Source organism: Natrialba magadii ATCC 43099 (assembly GCF_000025625.1).
Taxonomy (GTDB): Archaea; Halobacteriota; Halobacteria; order Halobacteriales; family Natrialbaceae; genus Natrialba; species Natrialba magadii.
Map to the genome: position 1 here is coordinate 2,034,058 of NC_013922.1, position 17,095 is coordinate 2,051,152.

12 protein-coding genes and 1 pseudogene are annotated in these 17,095 nt (G+C 55.9%); 9 read left to right on the forward strand and 4 right to left on the reverse strand.

The features are described 5' to 3' along the window. The first annotated feature begins 149 nt into the window (after positions 1–149). The gene (locus tag NMAG_RS09550) at positions 150–1,082 is read left to right on the forward strand and encodes a ketopantoate reductase family protein (protein WP_004267455.1); all 933 of its coding nucleotides are present in this window, start codon (positions 150–152) and stop codon (positions 1,080–1,082) included. Positions 1,083–1,248: 166 nt separating this feature from the next. On the opposite strand, the gene NMAG_RS09555 is transcribed toward NMAG_RS09550, so the two are convergent. Both NMAG_RS09555 and NMAG_RS09560 read right to left on the reverse strand, forming a co-directional pair. Next, positions 1,249–1,608 (reverse strand): NifU family protein, encoded by a 360-nt coding sequence (locus NMAG_RS09555; RefSeq protein ID WP_004267454.1) that lies wholly within the window; start codon positions 1,606–1,608, stop codon positions 1,249–1,251. 132 nt (positions 1,609–1,740) lie between these two features. Continuing rightward, the gene (locus NMAG_RS09560) at positions 1,741–2,085 is read right to left on the reverse strand and encodes a DUF5783 family protein (RefSeq protein ID WP_004267453.1); all 345 of its coding nucleotides are present in this window, start codon (positions 2,083–2,085) and stop codon (positions 1,741–1,743) included. 168 nt (positions 2,086–2,253) lie between these two features. Here NMAG_RS09560 and NMAG_RS20915 point away from each other — a divergent pair, with 168 nt between their 5' ends. From NMAG_RS20915 to NMAG_RS09590, 7 genes are all read left to right on the forward strand, one after another. Then, positions 2,254–2,643 (forward strand): hypothetical protein, encoded by a 390-nt coding sequence (locus tag NMAG_RS20915; protein WP_004267452.1) that lies wholly within the window; start codon positions 2,254–2,256, stop codon positions 2,641–2,643. Between the two features lie 1,002 nt (positions 2,644–3,645). Further along, positions 3,646–4,191 (forward strand): hypothetical protein, encoded by a 546-nt coding sequence (locus tag NMAG_RS09565; RefSeq protein ID WP_004267451.1) that lies wholly within the window; start codon positions 3,646–3,648, stop codon positions 4,189–4,191. Positions 4,192–4,492: 301 nt separating this feature from the next. Beyond that, positions 4,493–7,252, forward strand: coding sequence for a hypothetical protein (locus tag NMAG_RS09570; RefSeq protein WP_004267450.1), 2,760 nt, complete (start codon positions 4,493–4,495; stop codon positions 7,250–7,252). Positions 7,253–7,344: 92 nt separating this feature from the next. Beyond that, positions 7,345–9,036 carry a PKD domain-containing protein gene (locus NMAG_RS09575; protein WP_237076779.1) on the forward strand — a complete coding sequence of 564 codons (1,692 nt, stop codon included), beginning with the start codon at positions 7,345–7,347 and terminating at the stop codon, positions 9,034–9,036. Positions 9,037–9,106: 70 nt separating this feature from the next. Beyond that, positions 9,107–10,498, forward strand: coding sequence for a metal ABC transporter substrate-binding protein (locus NMAG_RS09580; protein ID WP_004267448.1), 1,392 nt, complete (start codon positions 9,107–9,109; stop codon positions 10,496–10,498). 97 nt (positions 10,499–10,595) lie between these two features. Then, on the forward strand, positions 10,596–11,711 hold the full coding sequence (locus tag NMAG_RS09585; protein WP_004267447.1) for a metal ABC transporter permease: 1,116 nt from the start codon (positions 10,596–10,598) through the stop codon (positions 11,709–11,711). 158 nt (positions 11,712–11,869) lie between these two features. Then, complete coding sequence (locus NMAG_RS09590; protein WP_004267446.1) at positions 11,870–12,628, forward strand: PHP-associated domain-containing protein; 759 nt, start codon at positions 11,870–11,872, stop codon at positions 12,626–12,628. Positions 12,629–12,732: 104 nt separating this feature from the next. Here the strand turns inward: NMAG_RS09590 and NMAG_RS09595 are convergent, their stop codons facing one another. Continuing rightward, positions 12,733–14,280: a DHH family phosphoesterase gene (locus NMAG_RS09595; protein ID WP_004267445.1), complete on the reverse strand. Its 1,548-nt coding sequence runs from the start codon at positions 14,278–14,280 to the stop codon at positions 12,733–12,735. 179 nt (positions 14,281–14,459) lie between these two features. On the opposite strand from NMAG_RS09595, the pseudogene NMAG_RS22770 reads away from it, so the two are divergent. Further along, positions 14,460–15,198: pseudogene (locus NMAG_RS22770) on the forward strand (IS6 family transposase). Between the two features lie 373 nt (positions 15,199–15,571). On the opposite strand, the gene NMAG_RS21610 reads toward NMAG_RS22770, so the two are convergent. After that, positions 15,572–16,546, reverse strand: coding sequence for a hypothetical protein (locus tag NMAG_RS21610; RefSeq protein ID WP_012996617.1), 975 nt, complete (start codon positions 16,544–16,546; stop codon positions 15,572–15,574). Positions 16,547–17,095 lie beyond the last annotated feature (549 nt).

A 17,095-nucleotide genomic window follows, 5' to 3' on the forward strand; every position in this document is an offset into this window, starting at 1 on the left:
TCCACACCGTCCAGGCCGTCGTCTCGACTTTGTATCCCTTCGAGCGTGTCTTCGACCGATGGCGACAGAGTAACTCGATCTGGACTTTGGAAGTGCGGTCTGGACGGAAGACTAGCAGTTTATCGCGCTGGCGACCCGCCATTTGCATAATGGAGGTCGTGGTCTTCGGAGCCGGTAGTCTCGGCAGTCTCGTCGGTGGCACACTCACCCGAGTCGACGAACACACGGTGACGCTCGTCGCACGCGAGCCACACGCGAGCACAATCCGTGCATCCGGGCTCCAACTCAGTGGTGAGTTCGGCCAAACGGTTACGCCCGACGCGACGACGGACGGCAGAAATCTCGAGGCCGACCTCGCGATCGTGACGGTCAAGTCCTTCGATACGCCCGCTGCAGCCGAGACGCTCGCGACTGGCGCGTTCGACACTGTCCTCTCGTTGCAAAACGGGATGGGGAACGAGGAGACACTCGCCGCTGCGATCGATGCGCCGGTTCTGGCGGGAACAGCGACGTACGGCGCGGTTCTTCAGGAACCGGGTGTCGTCGAGTGTACCGGACCCGGCAAGATCGTACTCGGCTCGCTCGAGGAGGGATCAACCGGGAACGGTTCCAACTCGAGTACCCGCGCGACGAGCATCGAGGCAGCATTCGAGCGGGCGGGACTCGAGACGGTCGTCGCGGACGACATGTCGCGACGGCTGTGGACGAAACTCGCGATTAACGCGGGCATCAATCCGGTAACGGCACTTACGGGAACAACGAACGAGGCCGTTACGTCCGGCCCTGCTGGCGAACTGGCAAGGGAAGCAGCCCGTGAGACGGCACGGGTTGCACAGGCTGCGGGGGTTTCACTTCGTGAACGGGATGCGGTTGCGGCAATGGACAACGTGGCGACAGAGACGGCTGCGAACACGTCGTCGATGGCCCAGGACGTCGCTGCGGGGCGACGGACTGAAATCGACTCGATCAACGGCTACGTGGTGGATCAAGCGGCAGCGCTTGGGGTGGACGTACCGACGAATCGAGTTCTCACGACGCTGGTCCGGACGTGGGAGCGAGGGAGCGGTGCTCGATCAGACTAGCGACTGCTGGCGCTGCTGACGGGGGATGGACACATGGTTAGCCCTAACCACGGAATTCATCTGTAGAACGTACGCTTGTCGTCTGTAGCCGTCGGAATCAGTGAATCGTTGCCCGTCTCGCCGTCTCGAGTCGACGTGACGAACCCACTCCGAGGCGGACGGCGCGTTAGAAGGGTGCTTCCGGACCTTCGTCGGCTTCGCCGTCGTCGTCGACGGTTTCGCCGGGGAAGGAAGGACTCATGCCACCGCCCATGTCGCCACCGCCGTCCATGCCGGTGTGTGCGTTGACCTTCTCGATCTCGGGGATTTCCTTGACCATGCGGCTCTTGATTGCCTGAATTGTCATCGGGGAGATGCCACAGCCACTGCAGGCGCCACCGAGTGCGATGGTGACCTCACCGCTCTCGCGGTCGAGTTCCTGAATTGCTGCGCTGCCGCCGTGCATCTGGATCTGTGGGAAGTTTCGTCGCAGGAAGTTTGCAACGCGGTCCTCGAGATCGTCTCCGCCCTGGGTTTCGGTACTCATGTATCGGCGTTGGGGGCGAACCTCCCTAAACCTTCCGTCGTTTCCCGCTGGCGATCATCGGTATCCCGTCTCATCCCCACTCGGAACCCGGATAGCTCGTTGTTCAGGTTGTTTTACGAGTCAGTCCCTGACTCAGGCCAGACCGAACACACGCTCGAGTTCGGTCTCGATCTCTCCGACGTGGATCTCGAGTACTTCCTCGAATCGCTCCTGTTCGACAACGACACCAGTGAGCCGGCCGTAGGGTTCCTCCGGGAGCTCAACGCGGAACTCGCCGTCGGTGTCGTTCTCGTTGCCCACGTAGAACGGCTCGCTTTCGTTCAGCACTTGCTGGTCGATTGCGTGCACCAGTTCGGAGTCGTACTGGTCGTTCATCCGGTTGAACGCGTTTTTGTAGGCCTGCTGCAGTTCGGGGAAGTAGTTCGCGTACTTGTCCTCGAACTTCTCGGGATCGAACTCGGTGTTCGTATGTGCCATACTGGCTCTACGGGCGAGCGAGGACAAAAGTCGGACGATCAGTCCCGCTCTGCGAGTGTTCGCCGAGAGACTGTCGCGCGAGCTGATACCGTACGGTGGGCCTCTAGAGCAGGGTGCGTATGCAAGGCGAACGGACACGCCGTCAAGTAGCGGTAACGATACCCATCTATGTCCCGCGACCACCATCCTATTCCATGGGAACAGCTCCCACCGGAATGGGGGCCATCTGAGTACGATGATGGCCACTTTGCCTACCGACACAATCAGTCGCCGACTGTTCTCGTCGCCAATCGGACTCCCGCAGGGGACTCTCACCCCGGTTTCGGTCTCTGTTGCTACTGGGAACTGCGCTATCGATACTCGCTTGGCGACCGTTCGCTTTCCGAGGCGATTACTCGCGTCTCCACCCGCAGTGCCGCCGTCGAGGGACTACTCGAGTGCATGCATCGTGTCCACGATTCAGTCGATCAGCCAGCGGATCCGATCGAGGTAGTGGACGCGCTGCGTGGCGTTTCGGTGTCCGATCTCGTCCCGGAGCGACGGTTTTCGCGCAGGTAATCCGGAGTTTGCGTTGCAGGGCCTCCTGGCCTGTGTTCTGTATAGCACAATTGAATATATCCTCGTTGAGTGTACGGTGCTCCTACTCTCATCTCTCATTCCGGTCAGTGGCTCTCTCCACCCTGCCAGGGTGCGTTGCAGCCAAGGAATGGCAGTGCTCTCAGCAGTTCTCACTTTGAAACGGACCGTACTCGAGTGCCACGACCCGTACGGTGCCCGTTCCGTGAAGAGAAACTGTCTAGCATCCTTGTGCTGCCAGCGCCACCGCAGTTCAGTTTCGTGTCTCTGATCGCGAACGCCTAACCTGCTATTCCAACGGCTAGCCGCGATCTGAGTGGCAGCGCCGCTGAATCGACTGTCTTGCTCGATGGCAAGCACGTTGCCTGATAGTTTGGCCGACGACCAACACGTCGTCTCCGCATTTTGTGCGATGTCCAGCGTGAGTGGCTTGTTGTGCTTGAGCCGTCACGAGCGGGTGTCTGGTTTGGCGGGTACTGGCTCCTCGGCTGGCAGGGCCGGGATGAACAGCTCTGGAGCGCACATCTCGATGTGCTACTGGAAGGCGGAAACGATCGAAAGTGGAGTGGCGTTACCGTCACGGGTCGCTGTCGGAGATCAGACTCAACGTCATCTGTCATAAACGGCTTTTCGAGTTGATCAGCTAGCGCAGAAATTTCGTTCTGTCACAGTTACCGGCCGCTTGTAAACTCTATGGTACGATACAAAATGTTGGGGATCGGGCGAGAACGAGCCGCCGAATAGTTTGCATCTACAGCGTACGTTCTGGCGGTATCGAACCGGCAGATGGTCGGCATGCAGGTCGGCAGTTAACAGTGCTATTGCCTGAAACGTTCCGTTGTCTGGTTTTCTCCACCCAGAATATGTTCCCTTAGACGTATTAAAACTACCGCAGACAATAACAATTTTAAACAACCTCTCGGAATGAGGGCCATGGAGCTAACACGACGAAAGGCGCTCACGACGAGTTTTAGTGGCCTTGTGATGGGAACCATCGCTGGTTGCACAGATGATACCCCCGAAGATGAAGAAGAACCGGATACTGCGGACAGTCCAGACTCCGATTCAGCGTCGGCAGACCAGGAGAGCGATGGGAACGATGGGGCGGATGACGAATCAGATTCTGCCGACGAAACGAACGACGAAGCGGATACAGAAACGCACACTCTGGAGTTGCTAGCCGAAGAAAAAATCGATCACAACCACGCGTGCCTTCATGCCGAGTTTGATGAGCGAGAGCCCCTGGAGGCTGGTGAGTCGCCTGATACGTCCCCAACGGAAGACGAGACACACGTGATCTGGGAGGTGACCTACGAAGGCGACGCTGGTTACGTTGCGTTCGATGCAGACGAACACGAGTATGACGGACCGTTCGTGTTCTACACAGCAGAGGGTTCAGCGCTTGCTACTACCGGTACGGAAGTTGACCGGGACACCGTTGGTGATGATGACTGTGCTGACCTGGACGAATACGTTCAGGTCGAACCTGACGACGGACAGATTGTACTCGAACTGACGAGTTCGTCCTGATCGGCCGAGGTGATCAAAGGTCTGACTGGGGCCTCGGATGGAGTCCCACCCAGAAGTTCCCATAGGTCTTCATTTTACAAATTTTCACCGTAGTTTCGGATATTGGCTGCCAAAAGGTTCCTGGCGACGACTACAGCTGTCAAACTCATATCACTGAAAAAGAAATAAGAAACCTATATTAATATGGTGTCTCATCATAACATTCTTGAATAGGAAGGGTTCTTTTGTTAATAGAATGGCTCACAAAACCCATCCGTCGGCTGAACAGGCACTCAAGCTCGGAGTTGTTCTGATAGCGGTGATGTTATTTGCTAGCACAGCTTTCGCAGCTGGGGTCGGCGCTGTTGGAGATGTTCCGCCCGAAGAGGCTGAGGGTCCTGAATTGCTCATCGAAACAAGCGTCGATAACGATCATGCATGTACACATGACGAATACGACGACAGGACAGCGCTCGATGCGGGTGACTCACCCGATGATGCACCTGTTGTAACGGACGATCACGTCATCTGGAACGTCACCGTTGACGGGGGCGAAGGATTTGTTCAGTTCGATAATACTGAGCACGATGTGTACCCTGGCCTCGACTCGTGGGTCTTCTACTACGCTGACGGTGACCTAGAGCCCACTGACGGCGAGGTTCTGGAGACTGGAGACGTGCCCGAGTGTGGCCTCGACAGCTACGCCGAGGTAGAGACGCCCGAAGACGGTGTGTTCAACCTCCAGCTCACGAGTGATGAACACGATGATGGCGACGACGCTGACGGCGAAATCAGCGTCGAGGACGACATCAACGCTGACGACGAGAGCTTCGACGTGACGACGTCGGACTACACGGAGCTCACTGACGGGGTCGTGCTCGTCGAGGACGGCCAGGATAACGGGGAAACCTACGACCCAGTCGGCGAGGGTGAGACGCTCACCGTTGACGTTGGTGACGCTGGACTCGACCTCAACGACGGAGAGGACGTTACCGCAACGCTGTACGAAAGCGATAGTCAGGAGAACGAACTCGACACCGACAGCACGACCGTCGAGGAGGCCGTCGGTGACGAAATTGAGGAGGTCGAAATCGTTGACCGCAGCACAGACGAAGTAGCTGCGTACGTCCACGACGACCACTGGCACGATGAACTGCCACATGTCGACGAGGGAGAGCACATCTCACTCGGTGCGAATATCGAGACCGCCGACGGCGAGGAAATCGACCTGAGCGACGAGGAATACTCGCTCGATGTTGAACTTGCCGACGAAGCTAATGAAGATGTCGTCACCTTCGACGAGCACGGCGACCACGTCCACATCGAGGGTGAGGAAGAAGGCCACACCGACGTTGTGTTCCAGCTCGTTCACGACGACCACGTCGAGTACGAGACGCCCTCGATAGCAGTCGAGGTCGAAAACCACAACGACGGTGATGGGAGCGAATTCGACGAAGTCAGCGTCTTTGAACTCCACCAGGACGGAGAGGAAGTCGCTTCGGTCGATGACGGCGAATGGGATGGCGAGGTGCCCGGCATCGTCTACGAGCCGGGAGAGGAGAGGTACGGTAACTTCATCGCTGTTACTCTTCATGCCTCTGCTGAAGATGAACACGGGAACGAAATCGAGCTCGGTCCCGACTCTCCCTACGAACTCGGCGTTGAACCCGCCGACGAAACTGCTGAAGAACTGTTGAGCATCGATGAACGCGGAGACAGCGTCGTACTGGGTGGTGAAGGGAGCGCTACGGCCGATGTTACCTTCCAGATCCGCGACGCGGATGGCGTCGAATATGAGACACCAGTCACTAGCGTCGATATTGACGCGCCCAAGGGAGTCAAACTTCTTGCAGAAACAGAAGTTGACCACGACCATGCTGCCTTCCACGGTGAAATCGATCCGCGGACGCCGATCGACGCTGGTGCTGCACCCGGTGACGGGCCAGTACTAGAGGAGGATCACGTTTACTGGAACGTAACGTACGACGGCACTGCCGGCTACGTCACGTTCGACGCTCACTCGGATGAAACGATCATTGATGGTCCGTTCGTCTTCTATACCGCTGATGGTTCAGTAGAACCTGTTAACGCAGAGGTTCTCGAACGCGGTGAAGTCGGCGAGATCGAACAACCCTCGGGTGGAACATACGAGACCGACACCATCGAAGAATACATCAAAGTCGAAACGCCCGAAGATGGACAGATTCACTTCCAGGTCAGCAGGAACCTCTCGGCTAACAGTACCACTACAGAGAACGACTTCGCTGGTATCGTTGCTGACGACGAGCCGTTGCCGGTCGCTGCCGATGGCCTCATCGACGAAGATGGGGCCACTATCGATGACGACGAGGCAACGGTTCAGCTAGTTCGCGACGGGACAGTACTCGCTCAAACGCACGGCGTATCGATCGACGACGGCCAAATCTCCGACGCGACGATCGACACCGAAGCGATCGCCGACGATGTCGAACCCGGACCGGCGACGGTCGAGATTGCGGGAGTCGAGACCGAGACCGAGGCGCAGGTCGAACTCGTCCACGAAGCGCACTCCCTCGAAAACGAGTTCACCACTACATCGCTTCCCCAGCCGGCAACCCTGCACACTGAATCGGTAGACACGATCGATCGGTGGGACACCGACAACCAGAGTTACGTCAGTCTCGGAGCACAGTACGGCGACGGTGACACTATCGCTAACCCAGATGACCTGCACCGCGGATTGTACATCGGGGCAGCAGATGATGCGAGACTCGGGTACGAATTCGAGACCGATAGCAGACCGGCCCCGAGTGACACCCACCTCTCCAACGGATGGCATCTCGCGAGTTCCAACTTCGCAGTCGGTGAGAACGATGGAAATCGAACCCTCGAGAAGGATCTGGTGAACGTCGATCCGGCTGCCGACGGTGTCACGATCTTCGACTACGAGCAGCGGACACAGCTAGATCCATCGGCATCGATCGCTGGATTTGACACGTACTGGGTGTACGTCGACGATCCCGACCGAACCGACCGTGGGATCGTCAGACCGAACTACGATCCAGTTGAGCGTTCGGATATTCTCCACGGAACGGACGAATAAGCTGACCGAAATCTACAATTCACACTTTCATGAAGTACTTCAGAATACTCGTCGTTGCAATCGTGGTCGTATCCGTAGCCACAGCTGGTGGTATGGCTGTTGCAGTCGCACAGGACGATCCACCAGGACCACCGGCAAGTTTCTACGGTGAAGCCATCGACGAAGATGGGAACGCTGCAGACAGTGATACAACGATCGTCGCTGTCGTTGAGGGAGAGGTTGAGGGACAGATTACTGTCGAAACCGCAGGTGAGTACGGTGGCCCTGATACCTTCGACGAAAAACTCAGTCTCGACAGTGCTGCAGGTGACGAGGTATCGTTCCACGCCGGAAATGCATCCGGTCCGGCAGCTCTCGAGAGTCCAGTCGATCTAGACCCTGGACTGAGCGAACGAGACCTCACGTTCCCGGCAGGGACGTTCGACGACAGTCCAGACGACCCAGACGACGGCGATGATGAAGATAACGGTGACGACGCAGACGAGGGTGACGACGCAGACGAGGGTGACGACGCAGACAACGGCGATGATGAAGACAACGGTGACGACGCAGATGTCGGTTCTGGGAACGTCGAGTTCCTCATTGAAACAGACATCGACAACGACCATGCATGCACTCATGGGGAGTACGACGAGCGCACACCGCTTGAAGCGGGCAACTCACCTGACGATGCACCTGTGGTTGTAGAAGACCACGTAATCTGGGATGTCACCTACGAGGGTGACGAAGGGTACATCCGGTTTGATAACACCGAGCATTCTATCTATCCTGGTCTCGACTCGTGGGTCTTCTACCAGGCCGGTGCCGACCTGTCGCCCACCGACGGAACCGTTCTCGAAACTGGTGACGTAGATGAGTGTCCATCGCTTGATGGGTACATGGAGGTCGAGACACCATCCGATGGGGTCTTCGATATCGAAGTTACCGAAGATGGCGACGTCACAGGACCTGCCAGCGATCGAGAAGACGATCAAGAAGAGCAACTCGAGGCAGCCTTCGATGTCGAGCCATCGGAACCGGTTGTCAACGAGACTGTGGCGCTAAACGCCAGCAACGCTACGAGCGGTGAGGCAGGTATCGTTGCATACGAGTGGGTTGTTGCCGACACGGAGTTGACCGGCGAACAGGTCAATACGACCTTCGATAGTCCTGGCGAGATCGACATCGAACTGACAGTCGAGAACGATGACGGTGACACAGATACGACCAATAAAACGATTCCCGTCTCGACGGAATCTGAGCCTCGTTTTGAGGTAACTGAGGTCGATACTCCTGAGACCGTCCCACCGGGGACTCAATTCAACGTAACAGCGACGATTGTGAATACCGGTGAAAAGAACGGAACGGCAGCGGTTGCACACACATTCGATGGCGAACCAGAGACCGAGCGGACGATTGAACTCGCCAGCAACGAGACCGGCGTCGTTCCCTTCAACGTCAGTGCACCAGAGACAGAAGGAGAATACCGGCACACGATTAGCACACCCATCCACAACAAATCAGTGACAACAGCAGTCGAAAAGACGAGCGGAGCAGACGAGGAAACGGACCCAGAATCAGAAGACGGACCTGAACCCGAAGAGGAAGGGGACGGTGAAGAAAATGGTGTAGAAACGGACGAAACAGCCGAAGCGGAATCGGATGCAGAGGATGAGACTGATGATTCCGTTCCTGGCTTTGGTATTGTGACCATGGCGGGAGTCGTTCTCGTGCTCATCGTTTCTTTCCATAGCCAGCAGCGGATTAGGCGTAGAAGGCAGTCACTTATTAAAAACTCCTTCTGACAGCACATAGATTGTTAATAGGAGTAGAATGGATAATAACATTCTTGCGTAATGAGTTCGACACCTCGGTATGGACGTGACACGACGGTCAGTGTTGAAACGCACTCTGGGTGGCGCGGCGCTGGGTGCTCTCGCCGGCTGTCTGAACGAACCTGACGAAACGAGTGGTACTGATGGCGGATACGCCTCGTTCTTCGCGCTCTGGGACTGGGCTACGCAGATTGCTGGCGATGAGATGGTGTTCGAGAACCCGGTCGACACCGGAGAGATGGGACACGGCTGGGAGCCTGATGGGAATCTCGTCCCGGAAATCGCCTCGAGTGAGGTATTTCTCTACCTCGACACACCGGAGTTTGCGTGGGCACAGGACATCGTTGCTGACCTCGAGCGCGACTACGAGGACGAAATTGTCGTCGTCGATGGACTCGAGGGAATGGATCCGTATCTCATTCCGTTCGATGGTGACAGTGAGTCGCTCCCGGAGCCCGACCACGAACACGGGTTCGATCCAGAGAGTATCTCGAGAGACCTCTTCGACTTCTACGACCTCCGCTCGAACGACCAGCTTGGCTACTGGCATATCGATCACTGGCACGGCGGCGTTCCCGACGTTCCTGTCGATGATAGCGTCCCGATCAGCGCGGCGTTCAGAGATCAGGAAGAACGGGTCGTTCCGCTCGGGCCCAACGAGGAATTCCAGTTTGATGCTCGATTAGCTGACACTGCGCCAACCGATGTCCTCGATATCGCATCACACGGGGATTCCGTCGAGCTAATCGGCCTCGAAACAGGAGAAACGGAGATTATCTTCCAGCTCCGCCACGACGGCGAACTCGTCTACGAAACTGATGCGGCACCGATGAGTGTCGATGTCGTTGCCGAGGTCGACGAAGCGGGCGCAGGTGTGTTCCATGACCCGCACGTATGGGTTGATCCGGTCCTCGCGAGTCGAGTTGTGGACACCATTGCGGATGGCCTTGCAGAAGTTGATCCCGAGAATGCCGAGCTGTTTGCCGAGAACGCTGCGGCGTACAAAGAACGGCTCGATGAGGTCGACCAACAGTTCGAAGCGCTCGTCGAGAACGCAGAGCGCGACGTTGCTGTCTTCGTCGCTCACGACTCGTATCGATACGTCGAACGGCGATACGGCTTCGAGTTACACACCCCGGTAGGTGTTGCACCTGATGCAGCGGAATCTCTCGAGGACATTAGCGATATGATCGATATTGTCGAGAAACATGATATCGATACGATTCTCTACGATCCGTTCGAAACACCGGGGGAGGACGTTCTCCCAACAGCAGCGGAGATGCTCATCGAAAACAGCTCAGCAACCGATGCTGAACCGCTCAGCCCTGCCGAGGGAACGACTCACGAGTGGGCCGAGCAGGAGTGGGGTTGGGTCGAACAGATGGAAGAGGTGAACATTCCGTCTCTCGAGAAAGCGCTGGGGGCAGAGTAAACGTGCTGTCACGTCTCTGTGGGGAACCGTCGTTCTGCACGAGTGCCTCGTTTGCTGACCGCTTCGAGTCGGAAACGAGCTTTGAACACGCTCAGCGATGAGCGCTGACGAAAACGGGCCCATTGCTGCCGGTGAACCGGCCGAATGGAGTCGCAGTCGTTTCGAACAGTGGAGCGGCTACTCACTGCGCAAGCTGATCGAACTGGTCGGTGCGGTTGTCACGATTGGCCTCGCCGTCGCCATGCTCGGATTCATCACGCTCGATTGGCTTCGGTTCGCACCGGAGTGGGCAGTCATTGGCTCCTACGCGGAGTTGTTGCTTGGGCTGTTCCTGACTGGCGGAGCGTGGCTGGATACGTCCCTGGGAACGAACGTGTTCCAGTACTTCTTCACGTGGCGGGTAATCGCAACGGGTGTCCTCGTCGGGATCGCTGCGCCACTCATCGGAACGTTTCTGATCCATCGACAGATGGCCCTTATCGGCGAAACGCTCGCACACACAGCGTTTACCGGTGTTGCTATCGGAGTACTACTCGTCGCTGTTACCGGCTGGACTGGATCTCTCTTGTTCGTCGCACTTATCGTGAGTGTACTCGGTGCGCTTGTACTCCAGTGGTTGACCGAACACACCGCGGCCTATGGCGACGTCCCCATCGCAATCGTCCTCAGCGGGAGTTTCGCAATCGGAACACTGCTCGTCAGTTGGAGCCGAGATTTCGCTTCGGTGTCGCTCAATATCGAGGGGTTCCTCTTTGGCAGCCTCGCAATTATCACTGCCGAAGGCACGCGGATGGTCGCCATACTCACCGTTGCCGTCGTTGCCGTTGTCGCGGTCACCTACAAGCAACTGCTGTTCATCACGTTCGACGAGCAGGCTGCCCGCGTTGCGCGGCTCAACGTCGACCGTTACAACACGCTGCTAATTGGGATGGCTGCAGTCATCGTCGTCGGTGCGATGCAAATCCTCGGTGTTATTCTCGTTGCGGCGATGCTCGTTATCCCGGTCGCAACGGCCTCACAGATTGCCAACAGCTTCCGGGAAACGTTATTGCTCTCTGTCCTGTTTGGACAGGGTGCAGTTCTCGGCGGGCTAGCGTTTTCGATCAGAACGAACCTCCCGCCTGGCGGTTCAATTGTCGTCGCCGGAATCGTCTTTTACGGGCTTACTATCGTCCTCTCAGACCGATCCGCGGTTGCAATCTCTACACACTAACGAACAGGTGGTCGGGAGACGTTTCCTTGGTTGTGGATACTCGATTCGCTCTCTTGTGTCAGTCCACGGCCGTCTGCAATGGAAGGACGTGAACTGAGTGCTAGCGGAGTGCTTATGCCGCCATCGACGGTACAGGGAGTAGCCCCTGCTGGACCTCTATGACACCGCTCCCCTTTACGATCGACTTCCACGTCCACTCGGACGACTCCTACGACGGCCACGAACCGATCGAACTGATTCTCGAGCACGCGACGGATATCGGTCTCGACGGCGTCGTCATCACGGACCACGACGAGATCGGTGAATCACTCCGTGCGGCGGAGTTAGCACCGGAGTACGGACTCATCGGTATTCCGGGCGTCGAAGTCTCGACACGTCACGGCCACCTTCTCGCGATCGGGGTCGAAGAGCGACCGGACCCCGGTCGGCCGTTTATGGACACCGTCGAGACGGTCCGCGAATTCGGTGGGATTGCAATCGTTCCGCACCCGTTTCAGCGTAGCCGCCACGGCGTCCGCAAGCGCCACATCAAGGATGCAGACGCAATCGAGACGTACAACTCGATGCTCTTTACGGGGTATCGCAACCGCCGAGCGCGGACGTTCGCTCGCCGCCGCGGATATCCCGAGATCGGTGCGAGCGACGCTCACTATCTCCCGAACGTCGGCAAAGCGTATACTGAGATTCTCGTTACGCCGAAACCGGCCGGCAACACACCTTCGAAGGCGGAGATCGACGGCGACGACCTCGTCGACGCGATACTCGAGGGGAGAACACAGATTCGCGGGAAGCGAACGCCGGTTCACAAGAGTACGGTTCAGTACGCCAAGGGTGCAGTTCGCAAGTCGGCCTATATGCTGACCTCGCGTGCGCCGCTCGTGCCGACGGTGCCGGCGTCAATGAATCGGTCACGATAGCTATTCGTCGACGATCACGAGAGCTGTTCGCCGCTGCTCACGGTAGCTGTCGCCGCTGCTCACGGTAGCTGTCGCCGCTGCTCACGGTAGCTGTTCGCCGCTGCTCACGAGAGCTGCTCGCCGACGAGTTCGTCCGCGTGCTCAATAAAGTCCGCCTCGTTCCCTTTCGGGACGGTCGCACCGGCCGCCACGTCGTGTCCGCCACCATCTCCGCCGACAGCGCGTGAGGCCTGTCCCATCACGGCGGAGAGGTCGAGCCCCTTCCGAACCAGACTGTGCGTGCCGCGAGCGGAGACTTTGACCTCCTGATGCTGGTCGTCCGTTGGCTTCGGGTCTGGGTCCGGGTCCGGGTCCATCCCTGCTCCTGCGTCATCACCCGACTTATCCGCGAACGCGATGATCGGCTTCGAGCGGCTGATACCCTCGTTGCCCATCGCCATGCCGGCAACGATTCCAACGATCGTTTCACGGATGCGGTCTTCCGCGTGGAACCACTGGAGGTTGTCCGTCTGTGTCACACCTTCCTCGGTGACGAGGTCGATACCGTTCGAGAGGTTACGCCGGTGGTTCCGTAACAGGGTTCGAGCCTGCTCGAGTGCCGCTCCGCGATCACCGAGACAGACTGCCAGGCCAACGTCGGCACGCTCATAGCGTGCGGTCGCGTTGAGCAGCGTGGAAAACTCGCTGGCGTCGCGCAGTTCGGTGCCGACAGGTTCGTCGCACAGGACGTAGGCAGTGCCGACGAGTCGATCGATCTTCCCCGCCGGAACGCCGCGAGAGACGGCTCGCTTGACGAGCGCGCTGGCGACGGTCTGTTTCTCCTCGGCGGTCAGTTCCGCCCAGCGGCGCCACTCGCCGGCGTCGGAGCCAGTGGCGTCTGCCGGCCGACGCAACTCGAGTGGCAACTCGTCTAAAAACGAGAGCACCCCGCGTTCGCTGCCGGAGATGCCCGGGATACGAACGTCGGTGGCGTACTCGAGTAGCTTCGGGAGTGGGCGGGTCTGCTTGCCGTAGAGGGCGAGGTCGGTGCTGGGTTCGACGACGCCGGCGTCGACGCCTTCGGCGACGATGTGTTCGTTTGCGCCGTGGAGTTCGCCGTCGGAGTCTTGCATGTCGCCGACGGCACCGACGATGGCGAGGGCGGCGAGGTCGCGGTTGTCGGCGCGGGCTGCAGTTTCGCTGCCACCGTCGGGAATGATCGTCTCGTCCGACACCTCGGCAAGCGCCCGCGCGAGGACGTAACTCGCGCCAGCGCCCGAAAGTTCGGACGCGCCGTTGATACCGAACAGAAGCGGGTTGAGGTGGTAGTCCGTCTCCGCGTCGGCGGGCTGGTGGTGGTCCGCGATGACCGGCGTAAACGCACCCGCTGCTTCGTGGACGCTGATCTCGTCGAGCTGGCCGCTCCCGAAGTCAGTAAAGAGGACGGTGTCGTACTCGGTGGCCGCAATAGCCTCGATAGCCGCCGCGTCGAGCTGTTTTTCGAAAACGGTCTCGAACGGAATGCCCGCGCGTTCGAGCGCCTGGCTCGCGATGGCGGCGCTCGTCAGTCCGTCGGCGTCGATGTGGGAGGCGAGTAACACGCGCTCTGCCTCACAGAGTGTCTGTGCACACTCGAGTGCGCGGTCCTCGAGTTCGGGGATTGGGCCAGCCATCGCGGTATCGTTGGATCGGCTTCCCGAATAAAGGTGCGGATCAGGCACAGGTGGTGATTGATTGTTGTTGGTCGGACGTTCGTGTTGATATATCCCCTGACTTTATATTGCGACTCCCTCTGGACGGTGGTGTTCAGATAAGATTCAAGGAGTGAGGTGTGGCGTTTTCTGAGTGACTCATGCCCGAAAACGCACGTCTCATAGGAAGTTCGTCCAGATCGACTTGGATTTTGTGGAGCGGGAAGCCACACTGCGACTGTTGATGAAGCTCAGTATTCAGCTCTACCTTGCCGGACTCTTGCTTTCGAATACTGTCTAGGACTCTATATCTTCAGTGTTGAACGGCCCTGATCTACCGTTCACAACTGGGTTCACGAGGGCGACCTACGACCGGAATTCGGCCGGAATCCAGATCACGTTGCGGTTGACGAGGTGATCCGACTCGACGATGAACAGTATTGGCTGTACGCTGCCGTTGACTTCGAAACGAACGAATTGCTGCATACAAAGTACGAACCGATGAGAACCAAGGTTCTCGCGAGCGGCTTCATTCGAGAGCTCCGGGAAAACACGACGTCAAGAGTGATCAGTGCAATAGTTGAACCCCTCTACTGGAGACCACCAACGACTTGCGAGAAGGGGATGTAAAGTAAGTTTCATGAGATGATCAGAACTTATGCAGACCACTTATGACGTCGTGTTTCTCATCGACACAGATCTCTCGTTATAGTGCGCCTGTGACCGCCACGGTCTCGAATTCCGGTACGAACGGCACGGTGAACGAAACAGTTCGTACGTGTCTTCTATAAGATAAAACGACGAACAATCCCGCCCTCGAACAGCTTCAGCAATGCCACGGTAATAACTACCGATCAGTGGCTCAAATCATTGACGTTCGCATGGAACCAGTTTATCTGAACACGACCCTCTGACAGGCTGTTTCAATCGTTATTAGAACCGATACTGGACGCAATCCGAAAAGCTTGTTCGCATAACCGACTTCAACCGTTGACCGCCGAGTAATCTTGCAGGTTGATGTTACTGAGAAGAAGTAGTCGCGTATTTAAGATAGGTGAATAGCTCAACGGTTTGGGCCCCATCGCAATGCGTACATTCTGCAGCCGTCCCCCCTAGAGGGAGCCTCTGGAGAGTACCGACTTTATGTAGTTCTATCCGACAACATATGCCAGTGTGCTTTTGAGACACAACTCTACCCATTCTTCCCCAACTTAGTGTTTGCCACAACAGAAATAAATAATCTGATGTATGTAATATTGTTTTTGTGTATATGTTATATTTCCTCTGGACACCATGTTCCAGTACATTCCTCTTCCATTTCTGATTGAGCTACTTTTATAACGTCCCCCTCAGAATCTGTGAATATTTCATCTTGTTCAATTGTCCCTGTTCCAGTTATTGACACAGATGGTGGGACCCCTACACTTACAGATTCATTAACAGCATAACTGTTATACGCATGTGCATATCGCGCAAATACCTCTCGATCTTCTTCATTGTAGTCACCGCTCGGTTCCAACATTAACCCTGCATACCCACCTACTTTTGGGCCCGAAAATGTTTCGCTTAAGTTCCGTTCTTGACAGTCATAGCTGTCGATTTTTGGCTGGCTCCAGTCATCGTAAGCCTGTTCGTCATTGAACCTGAACGCCATTGCTCCTTCGGCATCACTTGATTCTGACTCAGTAAATGCTACTTCTCCTCCTGTCAAAATATCATCGTTAACATTTCCTGTGGCAAGACTCCAATGCGGATTCTCTGCTTTATAAAATAACCCCGCTCCATCTTTGGGCGATGTGCCATAACTGTGATGATCTGGCCCGCACTGTGAGTAATCTGTAGATGGATGCATAGTAAACTCAAAATTATATGTTATATGAAATTCGACCGTATATATGTGTTCATCGGGCTCTTCAATACCAGTTATACTAAAAACAATCCCACCAGTAGACGGGTCTTCAATAGAATTTGTATTATTTTCACCTTCCTTTCCCTTTTCGTCTGACTCCTGTCCAAGTTTTCTATTTATCGTTGTAGAACTTGACACGGCATTATATCCATGATTGGCTAGGTACTTTTTCTGCGCCTCAGCACCTTCTTCCATTCGAATTTTACCCGATTCTTTCATTTCTTTCCTAATCATATCCACTTTCTTGCTGGATGTGGCAATCACATTCCCAGTGAATCCACCTGCTCCTAATGCAGTCGTTGCTCCTATTGTCTTAAGCAAAGTTCTTCGGTTTGCCATATCTATATCCAATAGATATATCTAAGTAATATTAAAACTTACGACACTATAAGAACTGTGTAAAGAATGCATGTGGCCATATTTTATAACTACAAAACCCAGCAAATATCGGGTGGCCTTCTGATGCCCTCATTTCTGATATACTCTGTAGTCTATATGATTATAATCTCTAAATATCCACGTGTAAAAATACCCTTTTGTGGATGTGAATATTCACTTTTTGGTAGTATAACCTAAATATGGCAGAAGTGTTCCTATAGTTATTGCAAGGCCAATAATAATCATAAAGAAAGAGAACGTTGGTGGTTCCACGCCGCTTAAATGAGAGTCAATCATTAACAAGCCACCTACTATTGATATATGCAGACCAATAATACTAATGTGGGTTTTGCTCATACAGATGCTTTATCGAAGGTTGTCTAAATATTTTGGTTACAATTACTATTGGTTGAATACCTATACTCCCATGTCAAACTACAACATCACTCCGAACAGAATTTCTTGTAAAACAAGTCGTAAATCCGAGGGTGTTGATGATTTAACGGGTTA